The following is a 15789-nucleotide window of genomic DNA, read 5'->3' as shown; positions in this document are numbered from 1 at the left end:
ATGGGGGGCGGCGGCTGATCAGCGGCGGTTGTTTTTGTGCGAGGCGGTGGACGAATGACGATGAAGGGCGGGGTGGCCAGCCAGGACTTCTCGGCGGCGATCGCGGCGGCTTGCGAGCCGGCGACGGCCGTATGGTCGAAGGTGTGCGTGGCGTTGAAACGCGAGCTGGGCGATGCGGCCTTCGGGTCATGGATCGCGCCCGCCATGCTGCGCGAGACCACCACGGGGGACATCGTGCTGGTCACGTCAACGGGCATCGCCCGCGATTGGATCCGTCGCAGCGCCTGGCGCCGGATCGGCGAGCTGTGGGCCGCGAACGACGCGACCGCGCGTCGCATCGACCTCAAGTCGCGCCTGGAGTTCGAGGCCCTGGCGGGCGCCTATGTCGAGGCCGCGCCCAAGGCCGCCGTGGCCGCCGAGCCGATCGAGATCGTCCTGCCGGTGTCGACCGACGCGCCGGGCGTGGCGCCCACCAGCGCCAAGTCTCCGCGCACCCAGGGTCTGCAGGAGCGCTTCACCTTCGACACCTTCGTGCCGGGCCCGGCCAACGAGTTCGCCCACGCCGTGGCGCGCCGGATCGCCAACTGGGCCGACGGCCACTTCAACCCCGTGCTGTTCCACGGCCCCTACGGCTTCGGCAAGACGCACCTGCTGAACGCCCTGGCCTGGGAAGCCATGCGCAACGCGCCGGAAAAGCGTGTGGTCTATTTGACCGCCGAGCGCTTCCTGTCGACCTTCGTGCGCGCCGTGATGGATCGCCAGACGGCGGCCTTCAAGGAAGAGCTGCGCGCGGCCGACCTCTTGATCATCGACGACGTGCATTTCATCGCCGGCAAGCAGTCGACCCAGGAAGAGCTGTTCCACACCCTGACCGCCCTGGTCGAGGAAGGCCGTCGCGTCGTGTTCTCGGCCGACCGTCCGCCGTCGGCCATGACCGAGATGGACGCCCATCTGCGCTCGCACCTGTCGGCGGGTCTGGTCTGCGGCCTGGAGCCGGCCGACCGCTCGCTGCGCCTGGGCATCCTGGAGCGCAAGATCCACACCCTGTCGGCCGCCCACGGCTTCGAGCCGACCATGCGCCCCGATGTCCTGCAGTTCCTGGCCGACCGCTTCACCGACAGCGTCCGCGAGCTGGAAGGCGCGCTGAACACCCTGTCGGCCCGCGCCGGCGAAGGCCTGTCGCGCATGACCCTGGACGAGGTCCAGGCGATCCTGCGCCCGCACCTGCGGTCGGGCGAAAAGCGCATCACCATCGACGACATTCAGAAGGCCACCGCCGACCATTACGGCATGAAGCAGGCCGACCTGCTCAGCGAGCGCCGCAACCGCGCCGTCGCCCGTCCGCGCCAGGCGGCCATGTGGCTGGCCAAGCAGCTGACCACGCGTTCGCTGCCGGACATCGGCCGTCGCTTCGGCGGTCGCGACCACACCACGGTGCTGCACGCCGTGCGTCGCATCGAGGCCCTGCGCGCCGAGGACAACGTCCTGAGCCAGGACCTGGAAACCATCACGCGCAAGCTGCGCGGCTAGGCTGGGCGGCGCCGGGACACCGGTTTCCGCGAAAGGCCGAAATGACAGGGGTCGCTCCGAAAGGAGCGGCCCCTTTGTCTTTGGCGCCATGACGGCCCGCGCTCGACGGCGCCGCCCTTATCCGACCTGGGCGGGTCAGCATTGGCGGGAATGCAATGGGGCGGCGGGCCGCGATTGACGCAAGACCCTTTATGGTTGAGCTTGCGTTCTCAGGTTGAAATACGCACGGGAGTCGAAGGGTGGCCAAGGGGACTAAGGTACTGGCGGTGGTGGTCGGTTTTGGACTTGTGATGGCGTCCGGCGCCCAGGCCGAAAACGCCAAGGGTGAAGCAACGCTCGCCAAGATGCTGGAGGGCCGCTCGGCTCGCGCCGGACTCCCATGCATCGAGGTGCGCAAGATCATCACCACCGACATCATCACCGGCACGGCCATCGTCTACCGGCTGCGCGGCAGCCCCACGCTGTATGTGAACAGGCCGACGGCGGGTCTGGACGATCTCAATTCGAACAACTCGCTCACGCTCAATCAGGCCGCGACCCTGTGCGAAGGCAATAACCTGCTCACCGGCGACAATGGCGGGCGTGGCGCGGGGCCGGGCTACAACGGCGGCGTCAGGCTCGGGGAGTTTATTCCCTACGTCAAAGACGAGTAGGGACCGAAGGCCGCCGCCCCGGCGCGGATCGCGTCTAACGCGCCCTCCGTAGGGTCAGATTGATCCGACCGCCGCCGGGGACCAGGCTGGACGAGCCCGGCAGGATCCGGTCGACGCCATGGAACGCCAGGCGCGCGGGTCCCGAGAGCCGGCAGACGTCGCCCGAGCTCAGCTTCAGGCTCCGCGTCGGGTCCTTGCGGCCGGTTCCGCCGATCCGGAACACCGCCGTATCGCCCAGCGAGATCGACAGGACCGGAAAGGCCGGATCGGCCTCGTCGCGATCCTGGTGCAGGCCCATGCGCGCCTCGCCGCGATAGAGGTTGATCAGGCAGGAGTCCGGCGGCGTATCGGCGTCGCCGAGCCTGGCCCACAGGTCCAGCAGGGCCTGGGGCATGGCCGGCCAGGCCGCGCCCGTACCCGGATGGCGTTCGGCGTAGCGATAGCCCGCCGGGTCGCTGGTCCAGCCCAGCGGGCCGAACGCCGTCATGGCCACGCTCATCGCCTTGCCATAGGCCGTGCCGTAGTGGGCGAAGGGCGCGAGGTCGGCCGCGGCCATGACCGCGGCGACCAGATCCGCCTGGGCCGTGGGGTCCAGAAGGCTGGGCCAGAGGTCGAAGCCGGGAAGGACGCTGAGGGGCTGTAACATTACCGATAATTAACACGCCGCTGGAGGTGGGAAGGTGTTGGTTTGCGCCGCCGGCTGAGGGGGCCGGATGAATTTTCCAATCTGGAAGCCAACATGCGTCGTCTTATGTCCTCCGCGGCCGTGGCCGTGATCCTTCTCGCCGCCGGCGGCGTCTCCGCCGCCGTTCCGGCCGCGACCACCGGCTCGAAGGGCGCCACCTTCGCCACGGTCACCAGCCAGCTGCCGCGCAACGTCCGGCCCTCGCACTATGATCTGGCGTTCACGCCCGACGCCGACAAGATGACCTTCACGGCTCAGGTGAAGATCGCCATCGAGGTGGTCGAGCCCACCGCCACCGTGACGCTGCAGGCGGCCGACCTGACCTTCTCCAAGGCCGAGATCGCTGGCCTGGGCAAGGCCAAGGTCAAGGTCGACGACGAGGCCCAGACCGCCAGCTTCACGTTCGACAAGCCCCTGGCCAAGGGCAAGTACGTCCTGTCGATCGACTACGCCGGCAAGATCTACACCCAGGCCGCCGGCCTGTTCGCCCTCGACTACGAGACCGAGGCCGGCAAGAAGCGGGCGATCTACACCCAGTTCGAGAACTCCGACGCCCGCCGCTTCATCCCCTCGTGGGACGAGCCCTTCTACAAGGCCACCTACAGCGTCGAGGCGACGATCCCGACCGGCCAGATGGCGCTCGGCAACATGCCGGTCGCCTCGTCCAAGGACCTGGGGAACGGCAAGACGGTCGTGAAGTTCGCGACCTCGCCGAAGATGTCGACCTATCTGCTGTTCTTCGGCCTGGGCGAGTTCGACCGCGCCTCGGTCAAGTCGGCTGGCGCCGACGTCGGCGTGGTCACCAAGAAAGGCGACACCGAGAAGGCCGCCTTCGCCCTGAAGTCGGCCGCCGACATCCTGCCCTGGTACAACGACTATTTCGGCACGCCCTATCCGCTGCCGGTGCTGGACAACATCGCCGCCCCTGGCCGCAGCCAGTTCTTCAGCGCCATGGAGAACTGGGGGGCGATCTTCTACTTCGAGTACGCCCTGCTGCTGGACCCGAAGATCTCGACCGAGACCGACAAGCAGAACGTCTTCACCACCGTGGCCCACGAGATGGCCCACCAGTGGTTCGGCGACCTGGTCACCATGGCTTGGTGGGACGACCTGTGGCTGAACGAAGGCTTCGCCTCGTGGATGGAGGGCCGGGCGACCGAGCACTTCCACCCCGAATGGAACGCGGCGCTGAGCGCCGTGGGCGGCCGGGAATACGCCATGAACCTGGACGCGCTGTCGACCACCCACCCGGTGGTGCAGCACGTGGAGACCGTCGAGCAGGCCAGCCAGGCCTTCGACGGCATCACCTACCAGAAGGGCGAGGCCGTGATCCGCATGTTGGAAAGCTATGTGGGCCATGACGCCTGGCGCGACGGCGTGCGCGCCTACATGAAGAAGCACGCGCACGGCAACACGGTCAGCGACGACCTGTGGCAAGCCGTCGAGGCCTCGGCCAAGAAGCCGATCACCGCGATCGCCCACGACTTCACCCTGCAGCCGGGCGTGCCGCTGATCACGGTCGACGCCGCGACCTGCACGGCCGGCAAGACCACCCTGACCCTGACCCAGGGCGAGTTCAGCAAGGACATGCCGGGCAAGAAGCCGCTGATCTGGCGCACTCCGGTGACGGTCAAGGCCCTGGGAGACGAGAAGGGCGGCGGCGGCGAGGCCAAGACCCTGGTGACCGGCGGCAAGGGCCAGGTCACGGTCGACGGCTGCGGCCCCGTCGTCGTCAACGCCGGCCAGAGCGGCTATTTCCGGGTCCAGTACGGTCCCGAGCGGTTCGCGGGCGTCGCCCGCAGCTTCGCCAAGCTGCCGGCCATCGACCAGCTGGGCGTGATGAGCGACGCTTGGTCGATGGGCCTGGCCGGCTACCAGCCCGCCACCGACTTCCTCGACCTGGCCAAGGCTACGCCCACCGACGCCGATCCGCAGGTGCTGTCGAAGGTGGCGGGCGTCTTCTCGGCCATCGACGGCTATTACGAGGGCATGCCCGCCGAGCGCGCGGCGTTCCGCAAGCTGGCTATCGCCCAGCTGCGTCCCCTGCTGGCCAAGGTCGGCTGGACCGCCAAAGCCGGCGAGGCGGACAATGTGGCCATCCTGCGCGCCGACGTGATCGGAACGCTGGGCGGGCTGGGCGACGCCGAGGTGGTGGCCGAGGCCACGCGCCGGTTCAACGCCGACAAGACCGACCCGACCGCCGTGCCCGGACCGCTGCGCAAGACCATCCTGGGCGTCGTGGCCAAGCACGCCGACCAGGCGACCTGGGACGCCATTCACGCCCAGGCCCTGGCCGAGAAGACGCCGCTGGTCCGCGCCCAGCTCTATTCGCTGTTGGCCGCGGCCGAGGACGAGGCGCTGGCCAGGAAGGCTCTCGAGCTGGCCCTGACGCCGGAGCCGGGCGAGACCCTGTCCAGCACCATGATCTCGCGCGTGGCGGGCAATCATCCGGACATGACCTTCGACTGGGCCGTGGCCAACAAGGACAAGGTCAACGAAAAGGTCGACTCCAGCTCGCGCACCCGCTTCATCCCGGGCCTGGGGGCCGGATCGTCCAATCCGGCGACGGCGGAAAAGATCAAGGCCTTCGCCGCCGCCAACCTGGCCGAAGGATCGCGCAAGGAGGCCGACAAGGCCGCGGCCGCCGTGCTGAACCGGGCCAAGATCCGTGAGCAGCGCCTGCCGGCCATCACGGCCTGGGTCGCCAAGGCCGGCTAGAGCTCCAAGCTATTATAAATATTAGTGTCCTTATGGCCGCACCCCCGGGGTGCGGCCTTTTTTCCTTGTCCGGAAGCCAGATTCCCCCTCGCCGCATGGGGTTATGGGCTTGCGCCCCGCCGCCCATCCCCCATATCCGCCTTCGAATGCGGGGTTGACGGCCTCGTCAACTTCGCACAACGCATTTTGCCCGTTCGATTTTCGTCGGCCGGGCAGGATGTGGAACGTAAACCCGAGAGAGTGCGAACCACGGGGACGGAGCGAGAAAAACCGGGGCGCTTCTGAGAAGGCCCTTGTCACCGCCGTCCGCCTAAAGGAGCGACAGGTACGAAGATGAGCAAGATTATCGGTATCGACCTTGGCACCACGAACTCGTGCGTCGCCATCATGGACGGCAAGAACCCGAAGGTGATCGAGAACGCCGAGGGCGCTCGCACCACCCCGTCGGTCGTCGCCTTCCTCGAGGACGGCGAGCGCCTGATCGGCCAGCCCGCCAAGCGCCAGGCCGTCACCAATCCGACCAACACGCTGTTCGCGATCAAGCGCCTGATTGGCCGCACCGCCAGCGACCCGGTGGTCGAAAAAGACAAGGGCATGGTGCCCTACGAGATCGTCAAGGGCCCGACCGGCGACGCCTGGGTCAAGGCGCACGGCAAGGACTACAGCCCGCAGGAAGTCTCGGCCTTCATCCTGCAGAAGATGAAGGAAGCCGCCGAGGCCCACCTCGGCGAGCCGGTGACCAAGGCGGTCATCACGGTTCCGGCCTATTTCAACGACGCTCAGCGTCAGGCCACCAAGGACGCCGGCAAGATCGCCGGCCTGGAAGTCCTGCGCATCATCAACGAGCCGACCGCGGCGGCCCTGGCCTATGGTCTGGACAAGAACGACGGCAAGAAGATCGCCGTCTACGACCTGGGCGGCGGCACCTTCGACGTCTCGATCCTGGAAATCGGCGACGGCGTCTTCGAGGTGAAGTCGACCAACGGCGACACCTTCCTGGGCGGCGAGGACTTCGACCTGCGGATCGTCGACTACCTGGCCGACGAGTTCAAGAAGGAGCAGGGCGTCGACCTGCGCAAGGACAAGCTGGCTCTGCAGCGCCTGCGTGAAGAGGCCGAAAAGGCCAAGAAGGAACTGTCCTCGACGGCCCAGTACGAAGTGAACCTGCCGTTCATCAGCATGAACGCGTCGGGCCCGCTGCACCTGAACATCAAGCTGTCGCGCGCCAAGCTGGAAGCCCTGGTCGACGACCTGATCGCCCGCACCATCGGTCCGTGCGAACAGGCCCTGAAGGACGCCGGCCTGAAGAAGAGCGACATCGACGAAGTGATCCTGGTCGGCGGCATGAGCCGCATGCCCAAGGTCCAGCAGGCGGTGCAGGACTTCTTCGGCCGCGAGCCGCATAAGGGCGTGAACCCCGACGAAGTCGTGGCGCTGGGCGCGGCCGTGCAGGCCGGCGTGCTGCAAGGCGACGTCAAGGACGTGCTGCTGCTGGACGTGACCCCGCTGACCCTGGGCATCGAGACCTTGGGCGGTGTGTTCACCCCGCTGATCGAACGCAACACCACGATCCCGACCAAGCGCTCGCAGACCTTCTCGACCGCTGACGACAACCAGTCGGCCGTGACGATCCGCGTGTTCCAGGGCGAACGCCCGATGGCCGTCGACAACAAGATCCTTGGCCAGTTCGACCTGGTCGGCATCCCGCCGGCGCCGCGCGGCGTGCCGCAGATCGAGGTCACCTTCGACATCGACGCCAACGGCATCGTCCAGGTCCACGCCAAGGACAAGGCGACCAACAAGGAGCACTCGATCCGCATCCAGGCCAATGGCGGTCTCTCGGACAGCGACATCGAGCGCATGGTCAAGGAAGCCGAGGCCAACAAGGCCGCGGACGAGAAGAAGAAGCAGCTGGTCGAGGCCAAGAACCAGGGCGAGGCGATCCTGCACTCGACCGAGAAGGCCCTGGCCGAGCACGGCGACAAGGTCGGCGCGGCCGAGAAGACCGCGATCGAGACTGGCGTCGCCGACCTGAAGTCGGTCCTGGAAGGCGAGGACGTCGAGGCCATCCAGGCCAAGACCCAGGCCCTGATCCAGGCCTCGATGAAGCTGGGCGAAGCCATGTACCAGGCCCAGCAGGGCTCGGGCGAAGGCGCTGACGGCGCCCAGGCCGCGGACGATGGCGTCGTCGACGCCGAGTTCGAGGAAGTCGACGGCAACGACAAGCCGGCGGCTTAAGCCAGCCATGCGCGCGCCGCGGAATAGTCTGCGAAAGTCTGTTCCGCGGCCGCGACCTTCTGTCTCGGGCTTTCCGAGCGCCTTGCGCCGGCCCCCGGGCTATCCCACCTCTCCCTGTATCAACGCCACTTTCGTGGGCCTTTTGGGCGCCAGACGCTGACGATGCGCGACTATTACGAAATTCTCGGCGTGACCCGGACCATCGACGAGGCTGGTCTGAAGTCCGCGTTCCGCAAACTGGCGATGGAACACCACCCCGACCGCAACGGCGGCTGCGAGAACGCGGCCGGGCGGTTCAAGGAAATCAACGAAGCCTATTCGGTCCTGTCGGACCCCCAGAAGCGCGCGGCCTATGACCGCTTTGGCCACGCGGGCGTCAACGGCGGCGGCGCCGGCGGCTTCGGCGGCCAGCAGGGCTTCGACGCCAGCGACATCTTCAACGACGTGTTCGGGGACGTCTTCGGCGAGATGTTCGGCGGCGGCCGCCGCCAGTCGAACGGCCCTCAGCGCGGCCAGGACCTGCGCTACGACCTGGAGATCTCCCTGGAGCAGGCCTATGCCGGCGCCGAGGTCGAGATCACCGTGCCCGCCGCCATGACCTGCGAGGTCTGCGAGGGCTCGGGCGCCAAGCCCGGCACCAATCCCACCGTCTGCGGCACCTGCGGCGGCGCGGGCAGGGTGCGGGCGACGCAGGGCTTCTTCGCGGTCGAGCGCGGCTGCCCGCGCTGCGGCGGCTCGGGCCGTCTGGTTCTCGATCCCTGCACGAATTGCAATGGCCACGGCCAGGTGCGCCGCGAGCGCGTGCTGTCGGTGCGCATCCCGGCCGGCGTCGACGACGGCGCCCGGATCCGCCTGGCGGGCGAGGGCGACGCGGGCGCGCGCGGCGGCCCGCGCGGCGACCTCTACATCTTCCTGTCGGTGAGCCCGCACGAGCTGTTCGAGCGCGATGGCCTGGATCTGCTGTGCACCGTGCCGGTGCCGATGACCACCGCGGCCCTCGGCGGCGACATCGACGCGCCCTGCCTGCTCGGCGGCGACAATTGCGACGGCGAGTGCAAGATCAAGGTCACGGTTCCCGAGGGCGCCCAGACCGGCAAGACCGTCCGCCTCAAGGGCAAGGGCATGCCGTCCCTGCGCAGCCGCCAGCGCGGCGACCTGGTGGTCGAACTGTTCGTCGAAACCCCGACCCACCTCTCGGCGCGCCAGAAGGAACTGATGCGCGAACTGGCCGGCCTTTGCGGCGAAAAGCAGAACCCCAAGTCGGCCAACTTCGTCGGCAAGGCCAAGAGATTCTGGGAAGAGGTCACGGGGAGCTAGGGCGCTGGCTAAAACAGTCAGCGCGAGAATCCCTCTCTCATAGAGAGAGGGAGGGGCCCGCCGCCAAAGGCGGTGGGAGGGTGAGAGGTTTCACCCTCACCGGAAAATCTTAATTCATTCCGTTGAGCGATTGCGGCGGTTGAGTCCGTGCTCAGGTCATAGACGCCATCGCCCGCCGTCTTCGTCGAGACCAGACCCTGGCCGAGAAGACGCTGTGGAATCTCGTCCGCAATCGACGGCTCAGCCGCTTCCGGTTTCTGCGGCAACACCCGATCAAATCGCTACTACGCGGACTTCGTCTGCGAGGCCGCGAAGCTTATTGTGGAGCTGGACGGCGCCCCCCCACGAGGACCGTGAGGACTATGACGCCTGCCGACCCAGACGCTGGAACTGTTCGGGTACGTCGTTCTGAGATTCCGTAACGAGCAGGCGCTGAACGATCCTGGCGGCGTGACGGACGAGCTTCTCGCGGCGCTTCGTTCGCCGAGGGTGTAACCTCTCACCCTCCCACCGCTGCGCGGCGGGCCCCTCCCTCTCTCCATGAGAGAGGGTTTCCACGCTCGGCCAGTTGTCATGGATTCCTTGACAACTGCGGGAGCTAGTAAGTTCCACTTACGCACTCAGCACCCAAGGAGAGCATTGTGCAAAAAATGCATTTGCTCTCCCCATGTGGATAACCTCTTTCCCGCCCCTTAACGCGACCCGCGACGCTCTATAGTTTCCGGGGCGATGAACGCCCGCACGACGCCTCCAGCCGCCACGCTCGACCCCACCGGCGCGACGCCGGTGATGCAGCAGTTCTTCGAGATGAAGGCGCGCCAGCCCGATGCGCTGATCTTCTTTCGCATGGGCGACTTCTACGAGTTGTTCTTCGACGACGCCTACAAGGCCGCCGCGGCCCTGGGGATCAGCCAGACGTTCCGGGGCACGCACAACGGCCAGCCGATCCCGATGGCGGGCGTGCCGCAGCACGCGGCCGAGGCCTACCTCTCCAAGCTGATCCGAATGGGCTTCAAGGTCGCCGTCTGCGAGCAGATGGAAGACCCGGCCGAGGCCAAGAAGCGCGGCTCCAAGTCGGTGGTCCGCCGCGACATCGTGCGGGTGGTGACGCCGGGCACCCTGACCGAGGACGGCTTGCTGGACGCCCGGGGCGCCAACCGTCTGGCCGCCGTCGCCCTGCGCGCGGGTCAGGCGGCGGTGGCGTCGGTGGAGCTGTCGACCGGCGAGGTCGAGGTCTTCGCCCTGGCCAAGGAGGCCGTCGCCCCGATCCTGGCGGCCCTGGCCCCGTCCGAGACCCTGGTCGCCGACCGCCTGCTGTCCGACGACAGCCTCTCTCAGACCCTGAAGATCTGCGGCGGCCTGGTGCAGCCGATGCCCTCGGCGCTGTCGGAGCCGCAGGCCTCGGAGCAACGCGTCAAGCGCCTCTACGGCGTCGACACCCTGGACGGCTTCGGCGGGCTCACGCCAGCCGAGATCGGGGCGCTGGGCCTGATCGCCGCCCACCTGGAGATGACCCAGGCCGGCAAGCTGCCGGCGCTTCGCGCCCCCCGGCGAGCCGCCGACGCCGACGTCATGGCCATCGATCCGGCCACCCGCGGCAGCCTGGAGATCGACCGCACCCAGACCGGCGACCGCAACGGCTCGCTGCTCGCCTGTATCGACCGCACCGTGACGGCGGGAGGGGCGCGGATGCTGGCCTCGCGCCTGGCCCGGCCGCTGCTGGACGTCGCGGCCATCGACCAGCGCCTGGACGCGGTGGAGTGGTTCGTCGAGCACCGCCAACTGCGCCAGCGCCTGCGCGAGGTGCTCAAGGGCGCCGGCGACATGGCCCGGGCCCTGTCCCGCCTGGCGCTCGGCCGGGGCGGTCCCCGCGATCTCGGCTGCATCCGCGACACCCTCAAGTGCGGCGAGCGCCTCGCGGGCATGGCGGGCGGCTCGCCCGACCCGCTGTCGCCGCCGCCGTTCGAGCTTGAACACGCCTTCAAGGCCCTGACCCCGTCGCTTCACGAGGGCCTCTCGCAATTCCTGAACACCCTGGAACAGGGCCTCGGCCCCGATCTGCCGGCGCTGGCCCGCGACGGCGGCTTCGTCGCCGCCGGGGTGCGGCCCGAACTGGACCAGGCCCGCTCGCTGCGCGACGATAGCCGCAAGGTCATCATCGCCCTGGAAGCCCAGCTGATGGCCGAAAGCGGCGTGCCGCTGAAGATCCGCCACAACGGCGTCCTGGGCTATTTCGTCGAGGCCACGGCCGGCAAGGCCGACCCGCTGTTCCAGCCGCCGCTGAACGCTGTCTTCATCCACCGCCAGACCCTGGCCAACCAGGTTCGCTTCACGACGGTGGAGCTGGCCGACCTCGACGCTCGCATCGCTCAGGCCGCCGAACGGGCCCTGGCCATGGAGGTCGCCGCCTTCGAGGACTGGCGTGAACAGGCCAGGGGCCTGGCCGACGCCATCCAGATCGCCGCCGAGGCCCTGGCCCGCCTGGACGTCGCTTCCGCCTTGGCCGAATGGGCCGAGGACGCCGGCGCCGTGCGGCCGATCGTCGATCGCTCCTACGCCTTCGACGCCAAGGGCGCCCGCCACCCGGTGGTGGAGGCGGCCGTCAAGAAAGCCGGCGATCCCTACACCCCCAACGACTGCTGCCTGGACGCCTCGGGCGAGGGTGGGCCGCGGCTGTCGATCGTCACCGGCCCGAACATGGCCGGTAAGTCGACCTTCCTGCGCCAGAACGCCCTGCTGGCCATCCTGGCGCAGTCGGGCTGCTACGTGCCGGCCGCCAGCTTCCGGCTGGGCGTGGTCGACCGGCTGTTCAGCCGCGTCGGGGCCGGCGACGACCTGGCCCGGGGCCGCTCGACCTTCATGATGGAGATGGTCGAGACCGCCGCCATCCTGACCCAGGCCGGTCCGCGCAGCCTGGTGATCCTCGACGAGATCGGCCGGGGCACGGCCACCTATGACGGTCTGGCCATCGCCTGGGCTTGCGCCGAGGCCCTGCACGACACCAACAAGAGCCGCGCCCTGTTCGCCACGCACTATCACGAGCTGGCGACCCTGGAGGAGCGGATGGCGCACGTCTCCAACCTCAGCCTGCGGGCCAAGGAGTGGAACGGCGATCTTGTTTTCCTGCACGAGGCCGCGCCGGGCCCCGCCGACCGCTCCTACGGCGTGCAGGTGGCCAAGCTGGCCGGCGTGCCGACGCCGGTCGTGGTCCGTGCCCGCGAGGTGCTGGACCGGCTGGAAAGCAAGGACCAGTCGCCGGCCAAGCTGGACGATCTTCCGCTGTTCGCCGTCAGCCAGGCCGCCGTGGCCCAAGCGTCCCTTGGGGCGCCCGCCAAAGCGGCGCCCAGCGCGGTCGAGACCACGCTGGAGGATCTCGACGTTGACGGCATGAGCCCGCGCGAGGCCTTGGAGGCGCTCTATCGTCTTAAGGGTCTGCTCAAGACCTAGGGTCTTTAGTGGCGGCGTGACGGTCGCCAAGGCCGGCTTCCACTTTTGGCTGTCACGCCTCTGGTAACCATATAAGTCATCATGCCCCGTCGCCTTCGCCCTACCCGCCTGGAACATGTCGTCGACGGGCACGCGCTTCGCGCCCGACTGTCGGCGGCCGCGCTCGATTCCATCGGCAACGAGGCCGAGCAGCGCTCGCGGGCCATCGAGATTCTCAAACAGGCGCTGTTTCGCGGCCGGATGATCGCCAAGGAGCGGCTGGAGAACGGGGCCAGCGGCGTCGAGACCGCCCGCCTGATCAGCGGCGTCACCGACGAGGTGATCACCGCCCTCTACGATTTCACGACGGTCCACGTGTTCCGGGCCCGCAACCCGACCGAGGGCGAGCGCCTGTGCCTGATGGCGGTCGGCGGCTATGGCCGGGGGACGCTGGCGCCGTTCAGCGACATCGATCTCTTGTTCCTGCGCCCCTACAAGCAGACGCCGCACGCCGAGAGCGTGATCGAGTTCATGCTCTACGCGCTCTGGGACCTGGGCTTCAAGGTCGGCCACGCCTCGCGCACGATCGAGGAGTGCGTGCGCCTGTCGCGCGAGGACTACACGATCCGCACCTCGATCCTGGAGGCCCGCCGCCTGACCGGCGACGAGCGCCTGGCCGAGGATCTCAAGCGCCGCTTCCGCGACGAGGTGATGAAGGGCACCGGCGCCCAGTTCGTCGCCGCCAAGCTGAAGGAGCGCGACGACCGACAGGCCCGGGCCGGGACCAGCCGCTACATGGTCGAGCCCAACGTCAAGGAGGGGAAGGGGGGGCTGCGCGACCTGCACACCCTGATGTGGATCGCCGAGTACCTGCATCCCGTCGACCGGCCCGAGGACGTCTTCAAGATGGAGGTGTTCTCCAGCCGCGAGACCAAGGCCTTCATCCGCGCCTTCGACTTCCTGCACGCGGTGCGGGCCCATCTGCACTTCACGACGGGCCGGCCGGAAGAACGCCTGACCTTCGACCTGCAGCCCGAGATCGCCCGCCGCATGGGCTATGGCGACCGGGGCGACGCGCCGGCGGTCGAGCGGTTCATGCGCCGCTACTTCCTGATCGCCAAGGAGGTCGGGGCCCTGACCCGCGCCTTCTCGGCCAAGCTGGAAGCCGAGCATTTCAAGAACGAGCCCAAGGGCATCTCGCGCTTCCTTCCCGGCGCGCGGCCCAAGCGCAAGGCGCTGGAGGTCAAGGGCTTCTTCGAGGACAACGGCCGCCTGAACATCGAAGGTCCGGAGATCTTCGAGGCCGATCCGGTCAACCTGATCCGCCTGTTCAAGATCGCCGACGAGCGCGACCTCGACCTGCACCCCGACGCCTTCACGGCGGTGACCCGCAGCCTGGCGCTGATCACCTCGAAGGTGCGCCGCGACCCCGACGCGTGCCGGGCTTTCCTGGACCTCCTGGCGCGGGGCAAGCGCAGCTACCGCACCCTGACCCTGATGAACGACGCCGGGGTGCTGGGCCGCTTCATCCCGGAGTTCGGCCGGGTCGTGGCCCAGATGCAGTTCAACATGTACCACTCCTACACGGTGGACGAGCACACCTTGCGGGCCGTGGGCGTGATCGGCGACATGGCGGCCGGCCGGCTGGTCGAGGACCACCCCCTGGCCGTCTCGATCATGCCGTTGATCGAGGACCGCGAGGCCCTGTTCCTGGCCATGCTGCTGCACGACACCGGCAAGGGCGGGGTCGGGGGTCAGGAGAAGGCCGGAGCACGCTCGGCTCGCAGCGCCTGCGAGCGCCTGGGCCTGGAGCGGGTCAAGGTCGAGCTGGTCGCCTGGCTGGTCGAGAACCACCTGGTCATGAGCGACTTCGCCCAGAAGCGCGACGTCTCCGACCCCGGGACCGTCGCGGCCTTCGCGCGCATCGTCGAAAATCCGGAGCGCCTGCGCCTGCTGCTGGTCATCACCGTGGCGGATATCCGGGCGGTGGGTCCGGGCGTCTGGAACGGCTGGAAGGGCCAGTTGCTGCGCGAGCTCTACAACGCCACCGAGGCGGTGTTCCGGGGCGGACGCGGCAGCGACGCGGCCGCCAATGTCCAACGCCACCACGAGGCCGCCGCCGAGGCCGCCCGGGCGGCCCTGCTGGAGACCGACCCAGCCGCCATGGGCTGGGCGACGGCGATGGAAAACGCCTATTTCAGCGCCTTCAGCCAAGAGGACCTGTTCGAGCACGCCGCCCTGGCGCGCCGGGCGGCGGCCCAGGGCGGCGCCGCGGCCGAGGGCCGGGTGCGTCCTGGCCAGAACGCGGCCGAGATCGTGGTCGCGGCCAAGGACCGTCGCGGTCTTTTCGCCGATCTCGCCCTGACCATCTCGTCCCTGGGCGGCAATGTCGTCGGGGCGCGGGTCTTCACCTCGCGCCAGGGCCAGGCGCTGGACGTGTTCTATGTGCAGGACGTGACCGGCGCGCCGCTGGGCTGTGAGAACCCTCGCGCCCTGCGCCGCCTGGCCGACGCCCTGGAGGCGGCCGGCAAGGGCGAGACCCTGGCCATGGAGCCGCGCCGGGGTTCGGAGCAATCGCGCGCCGCCGCCTTCTCGATCGCCCCGACGGTGGTGGTCGACAACGACGCCTCCAACGACGCCACGGTGGTCGAGGCCTCGGGCCGCGACCGTCCGGGCCTGCTGCACGCCCTGGCCAAGACGCTCGCCGACAGCGGCCTGTCGATCCAGTCGGCCCATATCGACGGCTATGGCGAACGTGCCGTCGACGCCTTCTATGTCCAGACGGCCCAGGGCGAGAAGATCACCGAGACCCGCAAGGTCAATGCGCTCAAGGCGGACCTGCTGGCGGCGCTGGAGCAGAACGAGGCCACGGCCCCGGCGGCCCGCTCAGGCCTGCCCCGGGCGCGAGCCAGCGTGGCGCGGTAGGGCGGATCAACATTCAAAGCGGCGCCTGAAGTCAATAACTCGCCTTCCTGGGCCTTGTGCCCAGGACCCATGCTGACGGCATGGTTGGCATTTTGAAGTGGGGCGAGGCTGAGCGGCCCAGGGCGCTGGTCAAACACAGCAGTCGCGGAACGATGGGTCCTGGGCACAAGGCCCAGGAAGGCAAGAATGTTCGACGCTTTGAATGTCGATCGGCTCTAGCGCGACAGTCGAAGGTATGAGCGGGTTCTGCGCCTGCCACGCTCTCAATGTTTGAATGGCCCTATTTCGCCGCCGCGT

General features: G+C 68.4%; 10 protein-coding genes. 9 read left to right on the top strand and 1 reads right to left on the bottom strand.

Annotated elements, in window-relative coordinates; all coding sequences use genetic code 11:
* The first annotated feature begins 54 nt into the window (after positions 1–54).
* Together dnaA and VJ655_RS12360 are read left to right on the top strand one after the other, a co-directional pair.
* Positions 55–1530: a chromosomal replication initiator protein DnaA gene (dnaA, locus tag VJ655_RS12365; protein ID WP_324111465.1), complete on the top strand. Its 1476-nt coding sequence runs from the start codon at positions 55–57 to the stop codon at positions 1528–1530.
* Positions 1531–1769: 239 nt separating this feature from the next.
* Positions 1770–2183: a hypothetical protein gene (locus VJ655_RS12360; protein WP_324111464.1), complete on the top strand. Its 414-nt coding sequence runs from the start codon at positions 1770–1772 to the stop codon at positions 2181–2183.
* Between the two features lie 34 nt (positions 2184–2217).
* On the opposite strand, the gene VJ655_RS12355 is transcribed toward VJ655_RS12360, so the two are convergent.
* Positions 2218–2829 (bottom strand): alpha-ketoglutarate-dependent dioxygenase AlkB, encoded by a 612-nt coding sequence (locus VJ655_RS12355; RefSeq protein ID WP_324111462.1) that lies wholly within the window; start codon positions 2827–2829, stop codon positions 2218–2220.
* Between the two features lie 93 nt (positions 2830–2922).
* On the opposite strand from VJ655_RS12355, the gene VJ655_RS12350 reads away from it, so the two are divergent.
* The 7 genes from VJ655_RS12350 to VJ655_RS12325 all read left to right on the top strand — a co-directional run bounded on the left by VJ655_RS12350 (position 2923) and on the right by VJ655_RS12325 (position 15492).
* Positions 2923–5586, top strand: a complete 2664-nt coding sequence (locus VJ655_RS12350) for a M1 family metallopeptidase (RefSeq protein ID WP_324111460.1) — start codon at positions 2923–2925, stop codon at positions 5584–5586.
* Between the two features lie 333 nt (positions 5587–5919).
* Positions 5920–7824 carry a molecular chaperone DnaK gene (dnaK, locus tag VJ655_RS12345; protein WP_324111458.1) on the top strand — a complete coding sequence of 635 codons (1905 nt, stop codon included), beginning with the start codon at positions 5920–5922 and terminating at the stop codon, positions 7822–7824.
* 162 nt (positions 7825–7986) lie between these two features.
* Positions 7987–9141, top strand: coding sequence for a molecular chaperone DnaJ (gene dnaJ / locus VJ655_RS12340; RefSeq protein ID WP_324111457.1), 1155 nt, complete (start codon positions 7987–7989; stop codon positions 9139–9141).
* 158 nt (positions 9142–9299) lie between these two features.
* Positions 9300–9563: a DUF559 domain-containing protein gene (locus tag VJ655_RS21110; RefSeq protein WP_414646976.1), complete on the top strand. Its 264-nt coding sequence runs from the start codon at positions 9300–9302 to the stop codon at positions 9561–9563.
* Positions 9511–9636, top strand: coding sequence for a DUF559 domain-containing protein (locus tag VJ655_RS12335; RefSeq protein ID WP_324111467.1), 126 nt, complete (start codon positions 9511–9513; stop codon positions 9634–9636). Before VJ655_RS21110 ends, VJ655_RS12335 begins: the two co-directional genes overlap by 53 nt.
* Before the next feature lie 234 nt (positions 9637–9870).
* Positions 9871–12588 carry a DNA mismatch repair protein MutS gene (gene mutS, locus VJ655_RS12330; protein ID WP_324111456.1) on the top strand — a complete coding sequence of 906 codons (2718 nt, stop codon included), beginning with the start codon at positions 9871–9873 and terminating at the stop codon, positions 12586–12588.
* A gap of 81 nt (positions 12589–12669) precedes the next feature.
* A complete protein-coding gene (locus tag VJ655_RS12325) occupies positions 12670–15492 on the top strand; it encodes a [protein-PII] uridylyltransferase (protein WP_324111455.1) in 2823 nt (940 codons plus the stop codon).
* Positions 15493–15789 lie beyond the last annotated feature (297 nt).

Source organism: Caulobacter sp., from assembly GCF_035254145.1.
Lineage (GTDB): Bacteria > Pseudomonadota > Alphaproteobacteria > Caulobacterales > Caulobacteraceae > Caulobacter.
The sequence above is the reverse complement of the archived record's forward strand: the minus strand, read 5'-3'. Positions and strand labels throughout refer to the sequence as shown.

Excerpts from the sequence above, each read along its gene's own strand:
- dnaK (WP_324111458.1), top strand. The coding sequence starts at position 5,920 with ATGAGCAAGATTATCGGTATCGACCTTGGCACCACGAACTCGTGCGTC.
- VJ655_RS12355 (WP_324111462.1), bottom strand. The coding sequence starts at position 2,829 with ATGTTACAGCCCCTCAGCGTCCTTCCCGGCTTCGACCTCTGGCCCAGC.
- VJ655_RS12325 (WP_324111455.1), top strand. The coding sequence starts at position 12,670 with ATGCCCCGTCGCCTTCGCCCTACCCGCCTGGAACATGTCGTCGACGGG.
- VJ655_RS12350 (WP_324111460.1), top strand. The coding sequence starts at position 2,923 with ATGCGTCGTCTTATGTCCTCCGCGGCCGTGGCCGTGATCCTTCTCGCC.
- dnaA (WP_324111465.1), top strand. The coding sequence starts at position 55 with ATGACGATGAAGGGCGGGGTGGCCAGCCAGGACTTCTCGGCGGCGATC.
- dnaJ (WP_324111457.1), top strand. The coding sequence starts at position 7,987 with ATGCGCGACTATTACGAAATTCTCGGCGTGACCCGGACCATCGACGAG.
- mutS (WP_324111456.1), top strand. The coding sequence starts at position 9,871 with ATGAACGCCCGCACGACGCCTCCAGCCGCCACGCTCGACCCCACCGGC.